The 24,514-nt window shown below is 44.9% G+C and carries 15 protein-coding genes, 4 tRNA genes and 4 rRNA genes; 14 read left to right on the forward strand and 9 right to left on the reverse strand.

The window, feature by feature from the left end; all coding sequences use genetic code 11:
* Positions 1–60: 60 nt before the first annotated feature.
* The 3 genes from QF117_RS07815 to pepA all read right to left on the reverse strand — a co-directional run bounded on the left by QF117_RS07815 (position 61) and on the right by pepA (position 5,110).
* The gene (locus tag QF117_RS07815) at positions 61–2,964 is read right to left on the reverse strand and encodes a valine--tRNA ligase (protein ID WP_282388467.1); all 2,904 of its coding nucleotides are present in this window, start codon (positions 2,962–2,964) and stop codon (positions 61–63) included.
* 106 nt (positions 2,965–3,070) lie between these two features.
* Positions 3,071–3,520 carry a DNA polymerase III subunit chi gene (locus QF117_RS07820; RefSeq protein ID WP_017034478.1) on the reverse strand — a complete coding sequence of 150 codons (450 nt, stop codon included), beginning with the start codon at positions 3,518–3,520 and terminating at the stop codon, positions 3,071–3,073.
* A gap of 81 nt (positions 3,521–3,601) precedes the next feature.
* The gene (gene pepA / locus QF117_RS07825; RefSeq protein ID WP_017038753.1) at positions 3,602–5,110 is read right to left on the reverse strand and encodes a leucyl aminopeptidase; all 1,509 of its coding nucleotides are present in this window, start codon (positions 5,108–5,110) and stop codon (positions 3,602–3,604) included.
* Positions 5,111–5,301: 191 nt separating this feature from the next.
* On the opposite strand from pepA, the gene lptF reads away from it, so the two are divergent.
* Together lptF and lptG are read left to right on the forward strand one after the other, a co-directional pair.
* Complete coding sequence (gene lptF / locus QF117_RS07830; RefSeq protein WP_282388468.1) at positions 5,302–6,414, forward strand: LPS export ABC transporter permease LptF; 1,113 nt, start codon at positions 5,302–5,304, stop codon at positions 6,412–6,414.
* Positions 6,407–7,477 carry an LPS export ABC transporter permease LptG gene (gene lptG, locus QF117_RS07835; protein ID WP_282388469.1) on the forward strand — a complete coding sequence of 357 codons (1,071 nt, stop codon included), beginning with the start codon at positions 6,407–6,409 and terminating at the stop codon, positions 7,475–7,477. Before lptF ends, lptG begins: the two co-directional genes overlap by 8 nt.
* Before the next feature lie 88 nt (positions 7,478–7,565).
* On the opposite strand, the gene QF117_RS07840 is transcribed toward lptG, so the two are convergent.
* The gene (locus tag QF117_RS07840; RefSeq protein ID WP_282388470.1) at positions 7,566–8,042 is read right to left on the reverse strand and encodes an RDD family protein; all 477 of its coding nucleotides are present in this window, start codon (positions 8,040–8,042) and stop codon (positions 7,566–7,568) included.
* A gap of 190 nt (positions 8,043–8,232) precedes the next feature.
* Between QF117_RS07840 and QF117_RS07845 the strand changes: the two genes are divergently transcribed.
* From QF117_RS07845 to rrf (QF117_RS07895), 11 genes are all read left to right on the forward strand, one after another.
* Positions 8,233–8,317, forward strand: a tRNA-Leu gene (locus tag QF117_RS07845).
* A gap of 365 nt (positions 8,318–8,682) precedes the next feature.
* Positions 8,683–9,378 carry a VC0807 family protein gene (locus QF117_RS07850; RefSeq protein ID WP_282388471.1) on the forward strand — a complete coding sequence of 232 codons (696 nt, stop codon included), beginning with the start codon at positions 8,683–8,685 and terminating at the stop codon, positions 9,376–9,378.
* 264 nt (positions 9,379–9,642) lie between these two features.
* Positions 9,643–10,050: a VOC family protein gene (locus QF117_RS07855; protein ID WP_282388472.1), complete on the forward strand. Its 408-nt coding sequence runs from the start codon at positions 9,643–9,645 to the stop codon at positions 10,048–10,050.
* Between the two features lie 102 nt (positions 10,051–10,152).
* Positions 10,153–11,406, forward strand: coding sequence for an HD-GYP domain-containing protein (locus QF117_RS07860; protein WP_282388473.1), 1,254 nt, complete (start codon positions 10,153–10,155; stop codon positions 11,404–11,406).
* Between the two features lie 635 nt (positions 11,407–12,041).
* Positions 12,042–13,588 (forward strand): 16S ribosomal RNA (locus QF117_RS07865).
* A gap of 66 nt (positions 13,589–13,654) precedes the next feature.
* Positions 13,655–13,731 (forward strand) — tRNA-Ile (locus QF117_RS07870).
* Between the two features lie 43 nt (positions 13,732–13,774).
* Positions 13,775–13,850: transfer RNA gene (locus QF117_RS07875), tRNA-Ala, on the forward strand.
* Positions 13,851–14,164: 314 nt separating this feature from the next.
* Positions 14,165–17,053, forward strand: a 23S ribosomal RNA gene (locus QF117_RS07880).
* Between the two features lie 123 nt (positions 17,054–17,176).
* Positions 17,177–17,292, forward strand: a 5S ribosomal RNA gene (rrf, locus tag QF117_RS07885).
* A 63-nt stretch (positions 17,293–17,355) separates the two neighbouring features.
* A tRNA-Thr gene (locus QF117_RS07890) sits at positions 17,356–17,432 on the forward strand.
* 39 nt (positions 17,433–17,471) lie between these two features.
* Positions 17,472–17,587: ribosomal RNA gene (gene rrf, locus QF117_RS07895) — 5S ribosomal RNA — on the forward strand.
* Together the 16S, 23S and 5S rRNA genes with 3 tRNA genes alongside form the textbook arrangement of a ribosomal RNA operon.
* A 100-nt stretch (positions 17,588–17,687) precedes the next feature.
* Here rrf (QF117_RS07895) and QF117_RS07900 read toward each other — a convergent pair.
* The 5 genes from QF117_RS07900 to leuA form a co-directional block, all read right to left on the reverse strand.
* Complete coding sequence (locus QF117_RS07900; RefSeq protein ID WP_282388474.1) at positions 17,688–18,467, reverse strand: DUF547 domain-containing protein; 780 nt, start codon at positions 18,465–18,467, stop codon at positions 17,688–17,690.
* Positions 18,468–18,595: 128 nt separating this feature from the next.
* Complete coding sequence (gene leuD / locus QF117_RS07905) at positions 18,596–19,198, reverse strand: 3-isopropylmalate dehydratase small subunit (protein ID WP_282388476.1); 603 nt, start codon at positions 19,196–19,198, stop codon at positions 18,596–18,598.
* 12 nt (positions 19,199–19,210) lie between these two features.
* Positions 19,211–20,608, reverse strand: a complete 1,398-nt coding sequence (gene leuC, locus QF117_RS07910; RefSeq protein WP_282388477.1) for a 3-isopropylmalate dehydratase large subunit — start codon at positions 20,606–20,608, stop codon at positions 19,211–19,213.
* A 104-nt stretch (positions 20,609–20,712) separates the two neighbouring features.
* On the reverse strand, positions 20,713–21,804 hold the full coding sequence (gene leuB / locus QF117_RS07915; RefSeq protein WP_282388478.1) for a 3-isopropylmalate dehydrogenase: 1,092 nt from the start codon (positions 21,802–21,804) through the stop codon (positions 20,713–20,715).
* 86 nt (positions 21,805–21,890) lie between these two features.
* Entirely contained in the window at positions 21,891–23,438 is a 1,548-nt protein-coding gene (gene leuA / locus QF117_RS07920; RefSeq protein ID WP_282388479.1) for a 2-isopropylmalate synthase, read from the reverse strand.
* A 431-nt stretch (positions 23,439–23,869) separates the two neighbouring features.
* Here leuA and QF117_RS07925 point away from each other — a divergent pair, with 431 nt between their 5' ends.
* Entirely contained in the window at positions 23,870–24,514 is a 645-nt protein-coding gene (locus QF117_RS07925; protein WP_282388480.1) for a TetR/AcrR family transcriptional regulator, read from the forward strand.

Consider the following 24,514-nt stretch of genomic DNA (forward strand, 5'->3'; position numbering starts at 1 on the left):
ATCAATGCGCATAAAAAAAGCCAACCTGATGGTTGGCTTCTGTCACTGAATGTTTTGAACTTAAAGTGCTGCGATCGTCGCTTTTTGCTCTTCAAGTTTCACCAGTGTCTCTTTGTAGTTTTCTAACTTTTCACGCTCTTTAGCGATAACAACTTCAGGTGCTTTGGCGACGAAACCTTCATTACTAAGCTTACCTTCAATACGCTTTACTTCGCCTTGAACCTTAGCGACTTCTTTATCTAGACGCGCAAGTTCCGCATCTTTATTGATAAGCCCCGCCATTGGGATCATCAGCTCTGACTTACCCACGAGTTTTGTCGCGCAAGCTGGTAGTTCTTGTTGATCAAGAGGTTCGCCGTCTGCTAGTACTTTAATATCGTCTAGCTTAGCTAGAGAAGTTAGGACGATCTTGTTTGCTTCGATACGAGCCGCGTCTTTCTCATCAGCCACTTTAATCATCACTTCTAAGCCTTTGCTCGGAGCAATGTCGTATTCCGCACGTAGGTTACGGATAGCCGTGATGAACGTTTTAACCCACTCGATGTCTTCAACGATTTCAGCGTTGAAATTCGCCTCGTTAAACTGAGGAAGCGCTTGAGTCATGATGGTTCTGTCTGATGAATCAGGACCTTCAACACCGTCAATCAGCGGAATAACGCTCTGCCAGATAGATTCAGTGATGTAAGGAATCACAGGGTGAGCAAGACGCAGTGTCTTCTCTAGAACTGTGATAAGCGTGTAACGAGTCGCCTGTTGTTGAGCTTCAGTGCCTTTCCAAAGAACAGGCTTAGTTAGCTCTAGGTACCAGTCACAGAATTGGTTCCAGATGAATTCGTAAAGCGTGTTTGCGGCCATGTCTAGACGGTAGTTGTCTAGGTGAGCGTTAAACTCTTTCGCGGCCACTTCAAATTGAGATTCAATCCACTTGTCTGCGAGAGAGAATTCCATGTTGGCACGGTCTTCAGCAGACAGTGACATGCCACAGTCGTGCTCTTCTGTATTCATCAGTACGTAACGGCTTGCGTTCCATAGCTTGTTACAGAAGTTACGGTAACCTTCAAGACGCTTCATGTCCCAGTTGATGTCACGGCCTGTTGAAGCCATAGCGGCAAGGGTGAAACGTAGCGCATCCGTACCGTAGGGTTCGATGCCGTCTTCGAAAGTTTTACGTGTTGCTTTTTCGATCTTAGCCGCCAATTTAGGTTGCATCATGTTGCCACAACGCTTCTCTACTAGCTCTTCAAGGCCGATGCCGTCAATCATATCGATTGGGTCAAGCACATTACCTTTCGACTTAGACATCTTGTCGCCGTTTTCATCACGGATAAGGCCCGTCATGTAAACCGTCTTGAAAGGAACTTGCGCTTTACCTTCTTCATCTTTACAGAAGTGCATGGTCATCATGATCATACGCGCAACCCAGAAGAAGATGATATCAAAACCTGATACCAGTACATCTGATGGGTGGAATGTTTTTAGTGCATCTGTATCTTCAGGCCAGCCTTGTGTGCCGAACGTCCAAAGTGCAGAAGAGAACCAGGTATCGAGAACGTCGTCGTCTTGCTTAAGGACAACAACAGGCGCTAGGTTGTTCTTTTCACGGACTTCTTCTTCTGTGCGACCGACGTAAACTTTACCATCGTTGTCGTACCATGCTGGGATACGGTGACCCCACCAAAGTTGACGAGAGATACACCAGTCTTGCACGTCACGCATCCACGCAAAGTACATGTTTTCGTACTGCTTAGGAACAAATTGGATTTGACCATCTTCAACCGCTTTCACGGCTGGTTCAGCAAGAGGAGCCGTACGCACGTACCATTGGTCGGTCAGCATTGGTTCGATAACCACACCACCACGGTCGCCGTAAGGGACGGTTAGGTCGTGATCTTTGATCTCTTCAAGTAAGCCTAGCTCTTCAAACTCAGCAACGGTTGCTCGGCGAGCAGCAAAGCGCTCCATGCCTTGGTATTTAGCAGGAAGTTCTGTTGAGTACACATCGCTTTCTTCACCGTTAGTCGTGAATACTTCAGCGGCATTACGGATATCACCGTTGAATGTTAGGATGTTGATCATTGGTAGGCTATGGCGTTTGCCCACTTCGTAATCGTTAAAGTCATGAGCTGGCGTGATTTTTACACAACCCGTGCCTTTTTCCATGTCTGCGTGCTCATCGCCTACGATAGGGATCAAACGGTTGACGATAGGAAGCAGGATTTTTTTACCGATAAGATCTTTGTAACGAGGATCTTCTGGGTTAACAGCAACACCAGTATCGCCTAGCATGGTTTCTGGACGCGTAGTGGCAACGACAATGTAGTCTTTACCATCTGCGGTTTTAATGCCGTTTGCTAGCGGGTAGCGGAAGTGCCACATGAAGCCTTTTTTGTCTTTGTTTTCAACTTCAAGATCAGAAATCGCCGTGTGCAATTTAGGATCCCAGTTTACAAGACGTTTACCACGGTAGATTAGGTCTTCTTCGTAAAGACGAACAAACACTTCTTGAGTCGCAGCCGATAGGCCATCATCCATAGTGAATCGTTCACGATCCCAATCGACAGAGGCACCTAGACGACGAAGCTGCTGAGTGATCGTGCCACCTGATTCCGCTTTCCAATCCCAAATCTTGTCGATGAACGCTTCACGGCCGTAGTCGTGTTTTGTTTTGCCTTCTTCAGCGGCAATTTTGCGTTCAACCACCATTTGCGTTGCAATGCCAGCGTGGTCAGTACCCACTTGCCAAAGGGTATTTTTCCCTTTCATACGTTCGGCACGAATCAAGGTATCCATAATGGTATCTTGGAATGCGTGGCCCATATGAAGGCTACCAGTAACGTTCGGTGGCGGAATCATGATGCTGTACGCTTCTTTTGATGTGTCACCGTGTGGCTTGAAGTAGCCTTTTTCTTCCCAAGCTTGATATAGCGCTTGTTCGATAGATGTTGGGTTGTATGTCTTTTCCATAGTGCTCTTAAATCGGTACTGTGAATTAGTAAATGGTCAAACTTTATAAGTGAAGGATCTACGTCTGAAATAATTAGGCTAAGATCGCTTTAACTATAAGGTTTGACTATGGGTGCTGTATCTCGATGGTTTGCAGGTTGAAACCAGCTTGCCGGTAAATTTTATACCTTTCTCGAGCTTGCTGCTTGGCATTTTCCTCGCAAGGAACGAAGTCTACCACCTCTGAGAACTGCTTCGCAAAGGTTGTATTATTATCCGCCAAATTAATTACGATTTGGCGATTCCATGTGTGCTTTACGTTTGGGTAGCCAATTTCAATATTTGTAGCGTACTTAGGCCCTTCACCAACCAGGTTATGCGCCATAAAGTCTTCGGGTTCGGACTGCCAAAAGAGCTCTGCGATGTGTTCGGCATGCTCTTTGTTGTGGCAGTGCAAATAGACTTTAGCGCCTTGCTTGGCAAAATGTTTACTCATAAACAATGCATAGTCATCAAACCCTTTTTTCGTCGCTTGAGGGCTATCGAGATTGACGATGTAGAAAGTGGCCTTGTTCATGGTTCTCACTATGGCTCAATGACTGAGGGATGTTTTGTTTGTCGTGGTGCATAAAAAAGGGCCTCTCGGCCCTTTTGAAGATTACTCTTCGCCTTCTTGGCCACTTCGATTTAGCAAGAACTGGACAAGCATTGAGACTGGGCGGCCAGTTGAGCCTTTTGCCGCTCCTGACTTCCAAGCTGTACCTGCAATATCAAGGTGTGCCCAGTGGTATTTCTTGGCGAACTTTGACAAGAAACAACCGGCAGTAATCGTTCCCGCAGGACGACCACCAATGTTTGCCATATCAGCAAATGGGCTCTTTAGCTGTTCGTGATATTCATCAGCCATTGGCATGCGCCAAGCTCGGTCACTGGCTTGTTCTGATGCATTCACTAATTCATGAGACAGTGGGTTGTGGTTAGAAAGAACGGCACTGATGTGGTGACCAAGCGCCATCACACAGGCCCCTGTTAATGTCGCAACATCAATCACACACTCTGGCTCGAAACGCTCAACGTAGGTAAGAGCATCACATAACACTAAGCGCCCTTCTGCATCCGTGTTAAGAACTTCAACCGTTTGGCCTGACATGGTGGTTAAAATATCACCCGGACGGTACGCGTTACTGCCTGGCATATTTTCACAACCAGCAAGAACAGCGGTCACGTTAATAGGTAGATTGAGCTTAGCCAGTGCTTTCATTGTGCCGAATACAGACGCTGCACCACACATGTCGTACTTCATCTCATCCATTGCTTCGCCTGGCTTAAGTGAAATACCGCCTGAATCAAAGGTCAGCCCTTTACCCACTAGTACAATTGGCTTTGCGTCAGGATCGGCATTACCTTTGTACTCCATGATAGACATCATAGATTCGTTTCTTGAACCACGACCGACGGCTAAATATGAGTTCATGCCTAGTTTGGCCATTTCTTCTTCGCCAATGATTTTTGTTGTCACCGTTTCGTAATCATCGGCAAGACGACGCGCTTGAGAGGCTAGGTAAGCTGGGTTAGCGATGTTTGGTGGCATGTTACCAAGATCTTTTGATGCCTTGACACCTGAAGATATCGCGAGGCCATGAGCAATCGCTTTTTCACCTTGGCTGAGTTCACGACGTGTTGGTACGTTAAACACTAACTTGCGAAGTGGACGGCGTGTTTCTGGCTTATTGCTCTTGAACTGGTCAAAGGTATAAAGGCCATCTTTGGTTGCTTCAACCGCCTGACGCACTTTCCAGTAAGTGTCACGACCTTTAACGTGCAATTCTGTTAAGAAACATACCGCTTCCATAGAACCTGTTTCGTTAAGTGTACTGATGGTTTTTTGGATTATTTCTTTATACTGGCGTTCGCCAAGTTCGCGTTCTTTACCACATCCAACGAGTAAAACACGTTCTGATAGTACACCAGGTACTTGATGCAATAGCAGCATCTGTCCTGGTTTTCCTTCTAGATCACCGCGGCGAAGAAGTGAACTGATGTAGCCGTCACTGATTTTATCCAGCTGTTCAGCTACTGGAGAAAGGCGTCTTGGTTCAAACACTCCAACAACAATACATGCACTGCGTTGTTTCTCTGGACTGCCACTTTTTACATTGAACTCCATGCGTACTCCTACATCCTGAAGACAAATCGAACTAAATGTTAGATAATGCGAGCTTACTTGTTGAATCCATACTTGGAACTACGTTTTAATTAAGCGAACTAACAGTTAGTGAAAATTTTAAAAATAAAAGGTTCATCGGGAAATTATAGTGATTCAACCAAAAAAACAAGTTTTCTATAGGTACTTTCAGCGTGATTATTGTTAGATATTTGATCCGCGAGACACTCAAGAGCCAATTAGCCATCTTTTTTGTGCTCTTTTTAGTGTTTCTAAGCCAAAAGTTTATCCGTGTACTGGCAGAGGCATCTGACGGTGAAATACCTGCACGTATGATTTTATCCATTGTTAGTCTCAATATGCCTACGATGGGGTTGCTGATGCTCCCTTTAAGTTTGTTTATCGGGATATTGCTGACCTTTGGTCGTTTGTACGCGGAAAGTGAAATAACAGTGATGAACGCAACAGGGATTGGTAATAAATTTCTGATTCAAGCGGCACTGTATTTGGCATTGATTACAGGTTGTATTGCGGCCTTTAACTCTTTCTGGTTAGCACCATGGAGCCAAGAAAAAGAAACACAATTAATGGAGCAGTTGGAATCGGAAAATACCGTTGACCTGCTGAAAAAGGGGACTTTCCAACGGACACCTGATGGGTCTTCGGTTGTGTTTATTGATGATATCCAAGATAAAAAGCTCAATAATGTCTTTGTTGCACAGCTGCGGCCTAGTGGCACGATTCTACCAAGTGTGATGTTCTCGAATCACGGTGACATAAAAGAAACCAATGATGGTCGCCAAGTGATTACTATGTATGAAGGCATTCGTTATGAGGGTATTCCTACTCGCCTTGATTATCGCAATACAGTGTTTGATGAATACGACGGATTAATTGGTCAGCGAGACGTCAAACCGAAAGGGCGTGACTGGGAAGCAAAATCAACGCTGGAATTACTTAAAACGAGTGATATGCGAGCGCAGGCCGAATTGCAATGGCGTATTTCTTTAGTGCTATGTATTCCGTTGTTGACGATGTTGGTGGTGCCACTTTCTGCGGTCAACCCTCGTCAAGGTCGCTTTGCGAAAATGGGGCCTGCAATATTAATTTATCTGGCTTATTTCTTATCCATCAGTGCAACTAAGTCAGCGATTGAAGACGGCTCCATTCCTGTTATTGTCGGCATGTGGCCAATTAACGCGATGTTACTGCTGGCTGCCATTGGAGCGAATATGATGGACAGTATCTTGGTCAGACAATTCAAAGACCGCATTAGACAAAAAAAGGTGGCGAAAGCAAGTGTTTAAGATCTTAGACTTATACATCGGTAAAACGATCATTGCGACGACCTCATTGGTATTGACCACGTTTGTCGGACTCTCTGCCATCATCAAATACGTTGAGCAGTTAAGAAAAGTGGGTGACGGCACGTATGATCTTCTTCAGGCTCTTCTTTTTGTGGTTTTAAGTATTCCCCGTGATATTGAAATGTTTTTCCCTATGGCGGCTCTATTGGGGGCTCTCATTGGTTTAGGGATGCTAGCTTCAAGTTCTGAACTTGTGGTCATGCAAGCGTCGGGATTTTCAAAGCTGAACATTGGTGTGTCCGTCTTGAAAACCGCGATTCCGCTTATGATTATTGTCACGTTGTTAGGGCAGTGGGGCGCCCCTCAAGCGCAGAAAATGGCGCGAGACCTGCGTGCTTTTGCAACGTCGGGCGGGCAGTTATTGTCGGTAAGAACCGGGGTGTGGGCGCGAGACGCTAATGATTTTATTTTTATTGGCAAGGTCGATGATGATCGATTGACTTCGCTCAATATGTGGCGATTTGATGATGACAAGCAGCTTGAAACCGTGGTGTACGCTAAGTCAGCGGATTACCTACAAGATAATCAGTGGATAATGCGCGATGTCCAAGTGACCGATATGCGTGATGGAATTGAGTTGTCAAAACAGACGTTGACAGAATATCAGTGGACGACTTCTTTGGAGCCTGACAAGTTGGCTGTTGTGACTGTTAAACCCGAAGAGCTTTCTTTGACAGGGTTGTTTGATTACGTTGGTTATTTGAATGATTCTGAGCTTGATTCATCTCGATATGAATTGGCACTATGGCGCAAAGTCACACAACCTTTTTCTATTGCAGTGATGATGTTGATGGCACTGTCATTCATTTTCGGCCCGTTGAGAACGGTAACCATGGGCGCAAGGATTCTTTCTGGGGTAGTGGCTGGTTTTACTTTCTACATTTCCAGTGAGTTTTTTGGACCATTAAGTTTGGTTTATGGCATCCCCCCTGTCTTTGGTGCTGTCGCACCGAGCATTGTGTTCCTTTCAATTGCATTGATGCTATTGCGTCGAAAACTATAGTCTCGGATCGATAATGTAGAGTGTTTTAAAATCGCCCTGAACCAAAAAGGAAGCTTAGTCGCTTCCTTTTTGGTTTTTAAACGTGTAATTAATTGGCTTTAGGTAGCACAACAACTTGTGTTTTAGCCCAAATATCTTGGAAAGCCCGTTTTTGTGGATCAAATGGCACCGTTAGGTTACCTAACCCAAATGCAGAGGTAGACAGGCGTATCAGCGCTTGAGTCACACTGATAGCACCACCTTGTTTGTTTTGAACTTGAAGCTTCCATGCGCGCATTCCTAGTGTTTGACCCGCTCGAGTCCAGAAGAAAACAAAGAAATAGACCGCAACGGCAACCAAATAAAAAGTATAAATAGGGCTCCAAACTGGGTGCTTGCTGAGTAAGTCACTAGCATCTGCATAGGGAGCATAATTCACAGCACCAAGAGCAACGAGAGCTTCTAAGATTGCAACAATCAGTCCTCCAGCCATCATCAAAATTGCCATAACAATAAGTGAATCATAAAAAAGAGCACCTAAGCGACGCATTAAACCTGCTGGTGGAAGGGTATTGGTTGTAGTCATAGTTGATTCGTAAATGTGTAAATATGGCGGAAAGAATATAGTGTTGAGACTCTGTAGGGAAGAGAGCAAACGCACACCTTGCTGCTTCATGGTGAAATTATCGTCAAACGAAAAGGTTTTCAAGCTTTTAGGCTTGCGAAGCCGATGATGTTACGTATAATGCGAAACATCAAAGGGGAAACCCCAAGATGCCGGTATGGTGAAATTGGTATACACGACGGATTCAAAATCCGTTGCCTTCGGGCGTGGCGGTTCAAGTCCGCCTACCGGTACCATATTTAAATGATAAAGCCTCGATGAAAGTCGGGGCTTTGTTGTATCTAATGCCACTCAAATGCTTATGCTCCTAGAGGTTTACTGTACCTTTCGATTCACTTTTACGTACAATGCTTCAATTATCGCCATGTCCCTACGCGTAAAATCCCTGCGTTTGTTTTCCTTCACCTACAATGGGAAACTATTTTCTCTAGTGCTTAGCATTGTTAGAGAATACTCCAGCTTGACTTAGGGGAATGTTAAGTTACATGCTTTTGCAATTTCAAACTCACGGCTCAAAGTCACAGGGCTTTACATCTTGGTCTAGACAATGAACAATTCTCCTAGTGCTAGAATTAATCTATCGTCTTTAAATTGGAAAATTATGAGTAATACTGCAAGTAAAAAATCGAACCCCCTATTCGAGATTGTTTTTAACGTTTTTCTTCCCTCTTTTATTTTAATGAAATTCAGCGGTGATGAACATCTTGGAACGGTGATGGCGCTCGTGGTTGCTTTGGCCTTTCCTGTCGCTTATGGCGGAATGGATCTAATTCGCAACAAGAAATTCAATTTTATTGCTGCGCTGGGGTTTATTAGTGTGCTTCTGACGGGGGGGATTGGTTTGTTAGAGTTGGATACGCGTTGGCTTGCTCTTAAAGAAGCGTTGATTCCGGGGTTGATTGGCTTGACGGTTTTGGGTTCGACTTTTACGCGCTATCCCATCGTGAAGAAGGTGATTTTGAATGACACGGTACTGAATTTATCGTTAATAAAAGAGAGATTAAAACAAACGGGTAATGAAGCGGCATTTGAGCGCTGTTTGGTTATATCGAATTACTTGTTTGCGAGTACTTTTGCTTTCTCGTCGGCAATGAATTATTTTCTCGCCACTTGGATTGTAACCAGCCCTTCAGGTACCGCGGCATTCAATGAGGAGTTAGGGAAACTGACTCTGTATAGTTACCCTGCTATTGCGGTTCCAAGCATGCTGATGATGTTTGGTATCTTCTATTATCTATGGCGACGAATCCGTTCAATGACCTCATTAGACACCGATCAAATCTTCCACAGTAGCTAGGTTAGTCAGATCCTTAATATATAAAGTAACAAAGCCTCGGTTTAATTCGGGGCTTTGTTGTTTTTAGGTTTAAATATCTTCTCTAATTCTCTTTGAATCTAACCAATGTGGATACGCATAGACGGTATGGTATTGACGGCTAGGAGTGGAGTTCAAAGTGATTTATTTAACACAAGTAATAAAAAACAACTGAAATTATGGTTTTGATTAGGAAAGGTACCCATCGTTCAGCTATATTTTATTAATACTTATAAGGAGATAGCTATGATGCAACTAACCCCATACCTTTTTTTCTCAGGCAGATGTGCACAGGCTCTAGATTTTTACCATAAATGTTTTGGTGGTGTGGTTGTATCACAACAGAGATTTAAAGATGCTCCCCAACAAATTGATGGAGCAGACCCGGATTGGATCATGCATGCGGAGTTTGAGGCATTTGGTATGCGAATCATGATGTCCGATGGCGTGTTAGCAACGGAACGCAGCGGCAATAACATGGCACTGGCTCTGGTCTTTGATGACCTAGGCAAACAAGAAAAGGTATTTGATAAATTATCAGAGGGCGGGAGGGTAATGATGCCATTGTCGGATGCTTTTTGGGGGGCACGTTTTGGCAAAGTTGAGGACCAATTTGGTGTCCGTTGGATACTCAACTGTGAACTGGTATCTTAGCTGTTAATGACATAAAATCTTACCTATAGGTACTGGCTATGCAAGGTTTCGTTGCATAGCATTTGGTGATGTGTGTTGGGGTAATAACTTAGATGTATATTTGTGGCCAGTATTAAAATTTCGGTTGATCGTATTCAACCAGGGTTGTATGTCCGACTTCCTGTTAAGTGGAATGATCATCCCTTCTTATTTAATAGCTTTAAGATAAAAAGCGAAGAACAAATCCAAATGATTAAACATTTGGGTATTCAACATGTTTTTATTAATCCATCTCAAAGTGATGCTCAGCCATTACCGGCTAATCAGCCCATTTCAGAGGCACCTGAGACTTCTGATCAAGTTGACGCCGAAGCAAAAAAACTCTGGGAAGAAAAACAAAAAAGGATAGAAGACCTCAACGCCTATCGTCGTAAAGTGCTCAAATGCGAAAAAGAATTCGAACGATCTCTTGCTCAGATGAGAGCGGTGATGAACAAAATTCGCAATCGCCCCGAAAAAGCAGTAGATGAAGCTCTTGCCTTAGTTGATGGCATAGTGGATAAATTATTAAACAATGAAGGTGTCACCTTGCATTTGATGAATAGCAAGAGTGAAGTCGAGGATATTTACTTTCATTCTTTAAATGTCTCCGTGATCGCGATGATGATCGCTAAGGCAAAAGGAATGTCTGCTCAACAAATTAAAGATATTGCGTTTGCATCACTATTTCATGATATGGGTAAAATAAAAGTTCCAGCCGCTATTATAAGAAAACAAACCCCATTATCAGGACCAGAGTTCAACTACTTAAAGCAACATACCAAGTACGGGTTAGACCTAGCGGCAAATATGGAATCTTTTCCTGAATCAGCAAAGACAGTGATAGAGCAACACCACGAGCTTAATGATGGGTCTGGATACCCTAAGGGTTTAAAGGAAGGTGAAATTGATGAGTTAACTCAGGTTGTCTCTGTTGCTAATGCTTATGACAATTTGTGCCATCCAATGAATCCTGCCGAGCAAAAGATTCCTTATGTTGCCTTGTCTTACTTATATAAGAAGTGTAAGCATCTTTATAACAACGAAAACTTAAACGTGCTTATTAAGTTTATGGGCGTCTACCCACCAGGAACGGTCGTACAATTGTCTAACGAAATGGTTGGGCTAGTTATTTCTGTGAATGCTAAGCATATTCTTTTTCCTAATGTCCTTATTTACGACCCCTCTGTTCCTAGAACTCAGGCACCGATCATTGACTTAGCAGAAAAAGAGATAAAGATAGTTAATGCAATTTTGCCAAGTAAACTTCCTGACAAAGTAAAAGAGTATCTAAATCCTAGATCACGGGTTTCTTACTTCTTTGATAGTGATGATTAGAGTTATACACAGGATTTTGTTATTAGCCTGTGCATTGTATTTGGGTAACTGGTGGGTAAATATGGGCCTGAGCGATAAGTAATCACTCAGGCTTTTTTATTGTGTTTTTTTGTATTTATCGCTTGCCAATAACATTGAACTATCTATAATGCGCAACCACTGAGACGGCAGACGCCACAAGGCCTCAAGAGTCATCAGTAAGGCGAAAATTCAACAAGAATTAAATTTCAAAAAGTGTTTGACACTGAAACTTAAATCGCTAGAATGGCCGTCCGCTTAGAGAGCTTCTTCTTAAAAAGAATGTTTCGACAAGCAACGCTCTTTAACAATTTAAACCTATCAATCTGTGTGGGCACTCGTTGATGATAATCCAATATGTTTTTACCTAGGTAAAAACAGTTTCTTCGGAAACAACTTTGGTTTCAATGAACTGAGTGACCAATTCAATTTGGTACAGCCTTGAGCTGTTTGATTTCACTTTTTAAAGTGAAAACCAAAAAGAGCACAGTCAATTCATTATCTTTCTGTTGGAAAGATAATAGCTTTAGAATTACAGGTTTATCTTCGGATAAATCCTAGTTTTGAAGTCAGTATTCGTTGAGCCGACCCCTATTTATTTAGGGAATCAAAACTTTAAATTGAAGAGTTTGATCATGGCTCAGATTGAACGCTGGCGGCAGGCCTAACACATGCAAGTCGAGCGGTAACAGAAAGAAAGCTTGCTTTCTTTGCTGACGAGCGGCGGACGGGTGAGTAATGCCTAGGAAGTTGCCCAGTAGAGGGGGATAACCATTGGAAACGATGGCTAATACCGCATAATCTCTTTGGAGCAAAGCAGGGGACCTTCGGGCCTTGTGCTATTGGATACGCCTAGGTGGGATTAGCTAGTTGGTGAGGTAATGGCTCACCAAGGCGACGATCCCTAGCTGGTCTGAGAGGATGATCAGCCACACTGGAACTGAGACACGGTCCAGACTCCTACGGGAGGCAGCAGTGGGGAATATTGCACAATGGGCGAAAGCCTGATGCAGCCATGCCGCGTGTATGAAGAAGGCCTTCGGGTTGTAAAGTACTTTCAGTCGTGAGGAAGGGGGTAAGTTTAATACGCTTATCTCTTGACGTTAGCGACAGAAGAAGCACCGGCTAACTCCGTGCCAGCAGCCGCGGTAATACGGAGGGTGCGAGCGTTAATCGGAATTACTGGGCGTAAAGCGCATGCAGGTGGTTCAATAAGTCAGATGTGAAAGCCCGGGGCTCAACCTCGGAACTGCATTTGAAACTGTTGGACTAGAGTACTGTAGAGGGGGGTAGAATTTCAGGTGTAGCGGTGAAATGCGTAGAGATCTGAAGGAATACCAGTGGCGAAGGCGGCCCCCTGGACAGATACTGACACTCAGATGCGAAAGCGTGGGGAGCAAACAGGATTAGATACCCTGGTAGTCCACGCCGTAAACGATGTCTACTTGGAGGTTGTGGCCTTGAGCCGTGGCTTTCGGAGCTAACGCGTTAAGTAGACCGCCTGGGGAGTACGGTCGCAAGATTAAAACTCAAATGAATTGACGGGGGCCCGCACAAGCGGTGGAGCATGTGGTTTAATTCGATGCAACGCGAAGAACCTTACCTACTCTTGACATCTAGAGAAGCCAGCGGAGACGCAGGTGTGCCTTCGGGAGCTCTAAGACAGGTGCTGCATGGCTGTCGTCAGCTCGTGTTGTGAAATGTTGGGTTAAGTCCCGCAACGAGCGCAACCCTTATCCTTGTTTGCCAGCACGTAATGGTGGGAACTCCAGGGAGACTGCCGGTGATAAACCGGAGGAAGGTGGGGACGACGTCAAGTCATCATGGCCCTTACGAGTAGGGCTACACACGTGCTACAATGGCGCATACAGAGGGCAGCAAGCTAGCGATAGTGAGCGAATCCCAAAAAGTGCGTCGTAGTCCGGATTGGAGTCTGCAACTCGACTCCATGAAGTCGGAATCGCTAGTAATCGTGAATCAGAATGTCACGGTGAATACGTTCCCGGGCCTTGTACACACCGCCCGTCACACCATGGGAGTGGGCTGCAAAAGAAGTGGGTAGTTTAACCTTTCGGGGAGGACGCTCACCACTTTGTGGTTCATGACTGGGGTGAAGTCGTAACAAGGTAGCCCTAGGGGAACCTGGGGCTGGATCACCTCCTTATACGATGATTTTCACGATGAGTACCCACACAGATTGATATGTTTAATACGTTAAGAGTTTAATGCTGGGTCTGTAGCTCAGCTGGTTAGAGCGCTCGCCTGATAAGCGGGAGGTCGGTGGTTCAAGTCCACTCAGACCCACCAATTCTTTTCCCAAAAAGGGTTGGCTTTAAAGCATTAAGTTTTTGGGGCTATAGCTCAGCTGGGAGAGCGCCTGCCTTGCACGCAGGAGGTCTGCGGTTCGATCCCGCATAGCTCCACCATCTTTAAGTGCATTTACTTTGAAAAAAGTTGAGTGTTTTTAAACATGGTTTGGTTCGAAAGAACAAAATCTGCTCTTTAACAATTTGGAAAGCTGACGAACAACAACTGTGATTGGTTGTTGTTCAAATAAAAGTTCTCAAATCCTATTCTCTTTTAGAGACTAGGTACCAACACACATTCAAGTGTTCTTGGAAACAACCATGACTCGTCATGATTGTTTATATTTGAGTCCGGCAAAATCGAACGTCTCTCACTCATAAAATAGAGAGACAACTTGGTTGTTTGCCATACATAAGACCTCTTGGGGTTGTATGGTTAAGTGACTAAGCGTACACGGTGGATGCCTTGGCAGTCAGAGGCGATGAAAGACGTAATAACTTGCGATAAGCCCAGATTAGGTAGTAATAACCGTTTGAGTCTGGGATTTCTGAATGGGGAAACCCACGTGCATAAGCACGTATCGTTGTGTGAATACATAGCACAACGAGGCAAACCCGGGGAACTGAAACATCTAAGTACCCGGAGGAGTAGAAATCAACCGAGATTCCGAAAGTAGCGGCGAGCGAAATTGGAGTAGCCCTTAAGCTTTTAATGATGCAGGTGAAGAGTCTGGAAAGTCTCGCGATACAGGGTGATAGCCCCGTAACCGACACATCATAATCAGTGAAATCGAGTAGGGCGGGACACGTGATATCCTGTCTGAATATGGGGGGACCATCCTCCAAGGCTAAATACTACTGACTGACCGATAGTGAACCAGTACCGTGAGGGAAAGGCGAAAAGAACCCCTGTGAGGGGAGTGAAATAGAACCTGAAACCGTGTACGTACAAGCAGTAGGAGCCCACTTGTTGGGTGACTGCGTACCTTTTGTATAATGGGTCAGCGACTTAATTTTAGTAGCAAGGTTAACCGTTTAGGGGAGCCGTAGGGAAACCGAGTCTTAACTGGGCGTACAGTTGCTAGGATTAGACCCGAAACCAGGTGATCTAGCCATGGGCAGGTTGAAGGTTGAGTAACATCAACTGGAGGACCGAACCGACTAATGTTGAAAAATTAGCGGATGACTTGTGGCTAGGGGTGAAAGGCCAATCAAACCTGGAGATAGCTGGTTCTCCCCGAAAGCTATTTAGGTAGCGCCTCGGACGAATACTACTGGGGGTAGAGCACTGTTAAGGCTAGGGGGTCATCCCGACTTACCAACCCTTTGCAAACTCCGAATACCAGTAAGTACTATCCGGGAGACACACGGCGGGTGCTAACGTCCGTCGTGGAGAGGGAAACAACCCAGACCGCCAGCTAAGGTCCCAAAGTATAGCTAAGTGGGAAACGATGTGGGAAGGCTTAGACAGCTAGGATGTTGGCTTAGAAGCAGCCATCATTTAAAGAAAGCGTAATAGCTCACTAGTCGAGTCGGCCTGCGCGGAAGATGTAACGGGGCTAAGCTATACACCGAAGCTGCGGCTGCATACTTTGTATGCGGGGTAGGGGAGCGTTCTGTAAGCGGTTGAAGGTGGTCTGTAAGGGCTGCTGGACGTATCAGAAGTGCGAATGCTGACATGAGTAACGATAAAGGGGGTGAAAAACCCCCTCGCCGGAAGACCAAGGGTTCCTGTCCAACGTTAATCGGGGCAGGGTAAGTCGACCCCTAAGGCGAGGCCGAAAGGCGTAGTCGATGGGAAACGGGTTAATATTCCCGTACTTCTTATAATTGCGATGGGGGGACGGAGAAGGCTAGGTGGGCCTGGCGACGGTTGTCCAGGTTCAAGTACGTAGGCGGAAAGTTTAGGTAAATCCGGACTTTCTTAACGCTGAGATACGATGTCGAGCCACTACGGTGGTGAAGTCATTGATGCCATGCTTCCAGGAAAAGCCTCTAAGCTTCAGATTATAAGAAATCGTACCCCAAACCGACACAGGTGGTCGGGTAGAGAATACCAAGGCGCTTGAGAGAACTCGGGTGAAGGAACTAGGCAAAATGGTACCGTAACTTCGGGAGAAGGTACGCTCTTGGCGGTGAAGTCCCTTGCGGATGGAGCTACTAGGAGTCGCAGATACCAGGTGGCTGCAACTGTTTATTAAAAACACAGCACTGTGCAAAATCGTAAGATGACGTATACGGTGTGACGCCTGCCCGGTGCCGGAAGGTTAATTGATGGGGTTAGACTTCGGTCGAAGCTCTTGATCGAAGCCCCGGTAAACGGCGGCCGTAACTATAACGGTCCTAAGGTAGCGAAATTCCTTGTCGGGTAAGTTCCGACCTGCACGAATGGCGTAATGATGGCCACGCTGTCTCCACCCGAGACTCAGTGAAATTGAAATCGCTGTGAAGATGCAGTGTACCCGCGGCTAGACGGAAAGACCCCGTGAACCTTTACTACAGCTTGGCACTGAACATTGAACCTACATGTGTAGGATAGGTGGGAGACTTTGAAACTTCGTCGCTAGATGGAGTGGAGTCAACCTTGAAATACCACCCTTGTACGTTTGATGTTCTAACGTTGGTCCCTTATCGGGATTGCGGACAGTGCCTGGTGGGTAGTTTGACTGGGGCGGTCTCCTCCCAAAGAGTAACGGAGGAGCACGAAGGTGGGCTAAACACGGTTGGACATCGTGTGGTTAGTGCAATGGCATAAGCCCGCTTGACTGCGAGAATGACAATTCGAGCAGGTGCGAAAGCAGGTCATAGTGATCCGGTGGTTCTGAATGGAAGGGCCATCGCTCAACGGATAAAAGGTACTCCGGGGATAACAGGCTGATACCGCCCAAGAGTTCATATCGACGGCGGTGTTTGGCACCTCGATGTCGGCTCATCACATCCTGGGGCTGAAGTCGGTCCCAAGGGTATGGCTGTTCGCCATTTAAAGTGGTACGCGAGCTGGGTTTAGAACGTCGTGAGACAGTTCGGTCCCTATCTGCCGTGGGCGTTGGAAGATTGAAGGGGGCTGCTCCTAGTACGAGAGGACCGGAGTGGACGAACCTCTGGTGTTCGGGTTGTCACGCCAGTGGCATTGCCCGGTAGCTAAGTTCGGAATCGATAAGCGCTGAAAGCATCTAAGCGCGAAGCGAGCCCTGAGATGAGTCTTCCCTGGCACTTTAAGTGCCCTAAAGGGTTGTTCAAGACTAGAACGTTGATAGGCAGGGTGTGTAAGTGCTGTGAGGCATTGAGCTAACCTGTACTAATTGCCCGTGAGGCTTAACCATACAACACCCAAGGGGTTTTGATGGACTCAAATAGAACATTGAATGTGTGATTGAACTTTTATAATCAGTTTTCCAGATTTTTTGCTTTCACTTTTTAAAAAGTGAAGACAAAAGAAGAATTTGCTTGGCGACCATAGCGTTGCGGACCCACCTGATCCCATGCCGAACTCAGAAGTGAAACGCAGTAGCGCCGATGGTAGTGTGGGGCTTCCCCATGTGAGAGTAGGACATCGCCAGGCTTTAATTTATAAAATGGCCCGTTGTAGAGCGGGCTTTTTTAGTCCTATGGACAAACAGTTTATGCTGATATAGCTCAGCCCGGTAGAGCGCACCCTTGGTAAGGGTGAGGTCCCCAGTTCGAGTCTGGGTATCAGCACCATACAAAGCCCTAATGTAATAACGTTAGTTAAGAGTTTTGTTTGGCGACCATAGCATTGTGGACCCACCTGATTCCATGCCGAACTCAGAAGTGAAACACAATAGCGCCGATGGTAGTGTGGGGTTTCCCCATGTGAGAGTAGGACATCGCCAGACTTTAATTATTCCTCCGCCCAATAGGCGTCGAGACGAAAAAATAAACCTCAGCAGAAATGCTGAGGTTTTTTCTATTTAGGATGCGAAAGACTTTCTCCGCCTATTTGCTATTTAGCTGCCAATCGTATTCATAAGAAACCTTCCCTTTATAGTGGGACAGATCAGGGCGATAGCGGCCTAGATGCTTAAATAGCTCCTCTTCAGTACCAAAATCACTTTTAAACCAATCATAAATTGAAGATAGCAGTAGCTTATTTTCTGTTAAGTAAGCACCTTTGTCGCTACTAATAAATTGATAGGCGGCTTGCTCTAGCAGTGCATTGGTGTTGTCAGCTGTTAATGCCATTGGCTGTAGGTTTGGGCATCCTAAACTTGCACAATTTAGCACGTAGTGCGTTCTAGGATCTTGCCAAATCGGCCTAAGGATACGATGTTCAATGTCATTGAGAGTGAGTTTCTTTCCATCGATAGTGATAACTTCCTGCTCCCAAGGACCAAAGCTAAATAAGCCACCTATCTTAGTTATCGATTTTACGGGGTAATTGTCTAAAACTATATTGACGGTAATCGCGTTATACAGGTTTACCCAATATGCGTATTGTTCATTTTTAGAGTATTGCTGGGGAGTAACAGATGAGAGTTTCTCAAGATAGTATTCGAGTTTTTCCTTATCTTCTCTTGATATTGCAGTGTACTTGAAAAGGGTATGTTGTCCTTCGGAAACGACATATTTATTCAGTAAATTATCCCATTCAGTATGAGTGATTGTTTGATTGTTATTTTCATTGCTCTTGTTCCAGTGTGGCCAAAGCTCTGATTTTGGTGCAGCACTAACACCAAGAGACAAAGTGAGAGAAAGTAAGGCGATTATTATTTTCATGGTTTATGTCCAGTTAGATTTAGTAATAAGACCTCTATTTGATGAGATTCCTTTCATAAAAAAAAGGCTGGTTTATGACGACCAGCCTTTGACGATATAGGTTCAAGATAATGTGAATGAATTTTTCGTTATTTTAGGAAGCTTGGAATGTTTGCTTCATAAGCCGAAATTTTGTCTTCATGTTGCAGTGTTAGGCCAATATTATCTAAACCGTTCAGCAGGCAGTGACGACGAAATTCATCAATTTCAAAATCGTACTCTTTTCCGTTCGCTCTGACTTTCATCGCTTCTAGATCAACTTCGACTTGAGCCCCTTCGTTGGCTTCAACAAATTGAAATATTTCATCGACTTCTTGTTCTGTTAAACGCACGGGAACCATTTGATTATTGATTGAATTACCGTAGAAGATATCAGCAAAGCTTGGAGCAATCATGGCTTGAATACCATAGTCAGCAAGTGCCCAAGGCGCGTGTTCACGAGATGAACCACAGCCAAAGTTTTCACGAGCCAATAGAATGGAAGCACCTTGATAGCGTGGTGCATTCATCACAAACTCTGGGTTTGGTTGCTCACCTGCGTCATCTAGGAATCGCCAATCATGGAAAAGGTTTTTACCAAACCCTAGGCGAGAAACTCTTTGTAAAAACTGTTTCGGGATAATTGCATCAGTATCGATGTTTGCCGTATCTAAAGGAACGACTAAACCTGTATGTTGTTTAAAACCGGACATAAAACTTGCCTCCTAAAGTTCGCGAATATCGATAAAGTGACCAGCGACTGCCGCTGCCGCTGCCATCGCCGGGCTGACTAGATGCGTACGTCCATCACGACCCTGGCGGCCCTCAAAATTACGGTTTGATGTTGATGCACAGCGCTCATGCGGACCTAAGCGGTCATTGTTCATTGCTAGGCACATAGAGCACCCAGGTAAACGCCATTCAAAACCAGCTTCAATGAAGATCTTGTCTAATCCTTCCGCTTCCGCTTGTGCTTTAACTTGCTCTGAGCCAGGAACGATCAAAGCTTGTACGTGAGAGGCGACTTTACGCCCTTTCGCAACGGCGGCTGCGGCACGCATATCTTCGATTCGCGAGTTTGTACAAGAGCCAACAAACACTTTATCTACATTGTAATCGGATAGCGCTTTTCCTGCTTCAAGTCCCATGTACGCGAGTGCTTTTTCCGCAGAAGCCCTCTCGACAGGATCTGAGAAGCTTTCTGGTGAAGGAATGGGTGTGTCTACTGAAACCACTTGGCCAGGGTTAGTCCCCCAAGTGACTTGTGGTTTGATCTCTTCAGCATTTAGGGTCACAACAGCATCAAATTTAGCATCTGCGTCCGTTGCTAGTGTCTTCCAGTATTCGACTGCGGAATCAAAATCGGTGCCTTGCGGTGAGAACTTACGTCCTTTAATGTATTCAAACGTGGTTTCATCCGGTGCGATAAGGCCCGCTTTTGCACCTAATTCGATGGCCATGTTACATACGGTCATTCGACCTTCCATAGAAAGATCGGTGATCGCTTCGCCACAAAATTCAACAACGTAGCCAGTACCGCCCGCTGCGGTTGTTTTTCCGATGATAGCGAGAACGATATCTTTAGCCGTAATACCGGCTGCCACTTTGCCTTTGACCTCTATTTTCATTGTTTTCGCACGAGCTTGCTTTAACGTTTGAGTGGCAAGGACGTGTTCTACTTCAGAGGTGCCGATACCAAATGCTAGAGAGCCGAATGCACCATGGGTTGCAGTGTGCGAATCACCACAAACAATGGTCATTCCTGGTAAAGTGATTCCCAATTCTGGGCCCATGACATGAACAATGCCTTGGTATTTATGGTTTAGGTCATAAAGAGTCACACCAAAGTCTTCACAGTTTTTTGATAGCGTTTCCATTTGGATTTGCGCCATTTTCCCTGAAGCAGTGATGTCTTTGGTTGTTGTTGAAACGTTATGATCCATCGTGGCAAACGTCTTACTGACTTGGCGTACTTTACGTCCCTTTTCTCGCAAGCCATCAAACGCTTGCGGGGAGGTCACTTCGTGGACCAGATGGCGATCAATATAAAGGATAGGGTTTTCGCCTTCCGCTTCGACAGCTACGTGCGCATCGTAGACTTTTTCATACAGTGTTTTAGACATTGTTGCTTCCTTTCTTGTCGTCGTTGTCACTTTATTGTGCCCATAAATCAGAAAAGGTTCGAGTCATGGGCATTAGCGGACTTAATTGACGACCGTCATTATTATTATGAATTTAAAATATATTCAGCGATTTTATCGCCCATTTCAGAAGTCGTCAGTGCTGGGTTGTTGCCCGCAAGATCAGCGGTAAGTTCCCCTGCTGATAGGGCTTTAGAAACCGCGCTTTCAATATCTTGAGCGGCTTCTTCTTCGTTTAAGCTATAACGAAGCATTAACGCTGCTGATAAAATCTGAGCCACTGGGTTCGCAATGTTCTTACCAGCGATATCTGGAGCGCTTCCGCCTGCCGGTTCATACAGACCAAATTGGCTTTCATTAAGACTAGCGGATGGCAACATGCCCATAGAGCCTGTAATCATTGCACACTCATCAGAAATGATGTCACCGAAAATGTTCGAGCAAAGCATCACGTCGAATTGAGATGGGTCTTTAATTAGTTGCATGGTCGCGTTATCAATATAGATATGAGAAAGCTCGACATCTGGATACTCTTTCGCTATTTCTTCAACCACTTCACGCCAAAGGATAGAACTTTGTAGAACGTTTGCCTTATCGACTGAGCATACTTTTTTGCCACGTAGACGAGCCGATTCAAAGGCAATTTTTGCAATACGTTCAATTTCAAAGCGATGATAGATTTCAGTATCAAATGCTTTTTCATTTGCACCTTCGCCTTCACGTCCCTTTGGTTGGCCGAAGTAGATACCACCCGTGAGTTCACGAACCACAACGATATCAAAGCCACGCTCAGAGATGTCAGCACGAAGAGGAGAAAAGCTTTCTAAACCCGTGTGAATTTGCGCAGGACGTAAATTACAAAATAGTTGAAAGTGTTTGCGTAATGGAAGAAGAGCACCACGCTCTGGTTGATCATTGGGCGGAAGGTGTTCCCATTTTGGGCCACCGACAGAGCCAAATAATACGGCGTCTGATTCTTCACAGCCTTTGACCGTGCTTTCTGGAAGTGGGCAGCCATGATTGTCAATCGCAATACCGCCGACATCGTATTCTTCGCGAGAGAAGCTGATCGCGTGCTTCTTCTGGATAGCATCAAGTACTTTATGAGCTTGCTGCATGACTTCAGGGCCAATGCCATCACCGGGTAAAATTGCTATTTTGTAATTTTTGTCTGTCATGTTAATCCTTTAAATATATGATGTTTTTGGTTCACGCCTAGCAAAAGAGCTTTATTTAGGCGCGAACGCATTTATTCTGTTTTGGCTTATACTGTCGCGACTTTATTTTGTTTAATTTCAGCGATTTCATCGGCTCTATGGATGCTATTAATTACGTGCAGCAACGCTTGGCCTGATGCTTCAACGATATCAGTAGAAATACCGGTTCCGTGGTACTTCCTGCCTTTGTAGTTGGCGATGATGTCAGCTTGACCTAAACCATCTTCCCCTTCGCCTTTCGCGGTTAGGTCAAATTTATCTAGCACAATATCATAACCTGTAACTCGATAGATACATTGGTAAAGAGCATCAACAGGGCCATTACCAACCGCGGCTTCTGATGTCTCTTTGTCACCGCAAAGCATCTTAATACTGGTAGTGGCCATCACACTGCCAGACTGAACGCTTAGATAGTTCAGTTTGAAGAAATCATCTTCTTCACGAAGGTTTGAGAAGTGGACCAATGCTTCCAAATCGTAATCAAAGACTTGGCCTTTGCGATCGGCCAGTTTTAAGAAGTCTTCATATAAAGCATCTAGACTGTATTCTTCGTCTTTATACCCCATAGAGTCCATGTGGTTCTTTACTGCCGCACGGCCACTTCGACTGGTAAGATTTAATGCCTTGTTCTTTAGACCAATAGACTCAGGGGTCATGATTTCATAAGTGTTCTTATTTTTAATCATACCGTCTTGGTGAATACCAGATGAATGGCTAAAGGCATTGGCGCCAACAATCGCTTTATTGTCTTGTATCGGCATATTACACAGCTGACTCACCAGTTTGCTGGTGCGGTGGATTTCATCGTGTTTTAGCCCCGTATGAACACCGAGCAACTCCTCGCGAGTCTTGATGATCATTGCTATTTCTTCTAATGAGCAATTACCTGCACGCTCACCGATACCATTAATGGTGCCCTCAACTTGGCGAGCACCCGATTGGACAGCTGCAATTGAATTGGCCACAGACATACCTAAGTCATCATGACAGTGTACCGATATGATTGCTTTATCAATATTGGGTACGCGGTTGAACAGTGTTTGAATAATACCGCCGAACTCATTGGGTACGGTATACCCTACGGTGTCAGGAATGTTGATCGTGTTTGCCCCTGCGTTGATCGCAGCTTCTACCATGCGGCAAAGGTCGTCAATGGGTGTGCGCCCTGCATCTTCACACGAAAACTCGACGTCATCGGTGTATTTACGAGCATGCTTAACCGCTTTTACTCCCATCTCAACAACGTCATCGTAGCTACGGCGTAATTTATCTTGCACGTGAATCGTCGAGGTTGAAATGAAAGTATGAATACGAAACGCTTCGGCTACTTTCAGTGCTTCTGCTGCTGCATCGATGTCTTTTGCAACGGCTCTAGAAAGACCACAGATGCGGCTATTTTTGATGTGACGAGCGATGGTTTGAACCGATTCAAAATCACCCGGAGAGGAAACAGGGAAACCAGCTTCTATCACATCCACACCAAGGCGTTCGAGTGCGTAAGCAATTTGCAGTTTCTCTTTAACGGTCAAACTTGCTGACAACGCTTGCTCACCATCACGTAACGTGGTGTCGAATATAATGACCTGATTACTCATATTTGCTTCCTTAGTGATTAGACGTCTTAGCGTCAGTTAATCGTTTACTTCCAGTCCATAACTACAAAAAAACCCGCATCTCAGTGCGGGCTTTTGGAATTCTTGTGTGGCTAATTTTCTTCCATGACCTACCCGCGCGATTGTTTCACGATAAGGAGGAGGTTGAGCAGGATAGAAGAATGCTTTGTCATTGTTAACTGCTTCCTATAGAGAGTTAAAGAAACCACAAAATTAAGTTAACAAATTAGTACCGCACTCCAGTTACAACGTCAACCATTAAGTTGATTTTTTACTCATATCGGATCAGTTAGCCACTAAAAATGCGAAGATCCATAAATTAATCAAATGATGAACTTATGATTAATTATTAATCTGTCGGTTGTGATTTTATCTGCCTATAATTAATCGGTTGATTAATATGTGGGATAACCATGAGCAATAGCGAGAGAAAAGTAGGGCGACCGCGTCAAGACACTGAGTCGAGAGATAAGCTTTTAGCGAGTGCGCAAGAATTATTCACGTTGATGCCTTACGACAAAGTGTCCACTCGAAAAATAGCGGATAAAGCCGGTGTGAATATTGCGATGATTCGATACTACTTTGGCAACAAGGAAGGGCTGTTTGAAGCAATGTTGCGTGATGCTTTATCACCGATGCGTCAGCAAATGAGCAAGTTGGTTAAAGACAGTACTCATAAAAATCTGATTGACCTGATGCGAACCTATTATCAGGCCATGATTAAAACCCCTAAGCTGCCTCGTTTAATCGTCCAAGTTATGAACATGCCCGCCAGTGACTCTCAGCGCCAATTAGTAGAAAAAGTGTTTTTAGATATTACTCAACCAATGCAAGTGATTATCTTTGATAAGCTATTGTCTAGCGGGGTTATTCGCTCAGAAATGGATGCTAAACTGTGTCGGTTTTCCTACATTAGTTTAATGGTTTTTCCTTTCATTGCGCCTCCTGCCATGCTTCGCTTACATGGTGTTGAACTGAATGCTGATTTCTTGTCTCAATTATTTGAGCACAATATAAAACTCATGACTCAGGGGTTCCTAACTCCTGACGTTATATAA

Origin of the sequence: Vibrio sp. YMD68, from assembly GCF_029958905.1 — a bacterium.
GTDB lineage: Bacteria > Pseudomonadota > Gammaproteobacteria > Enterobacterales > Vibrionaceae > Vibrio.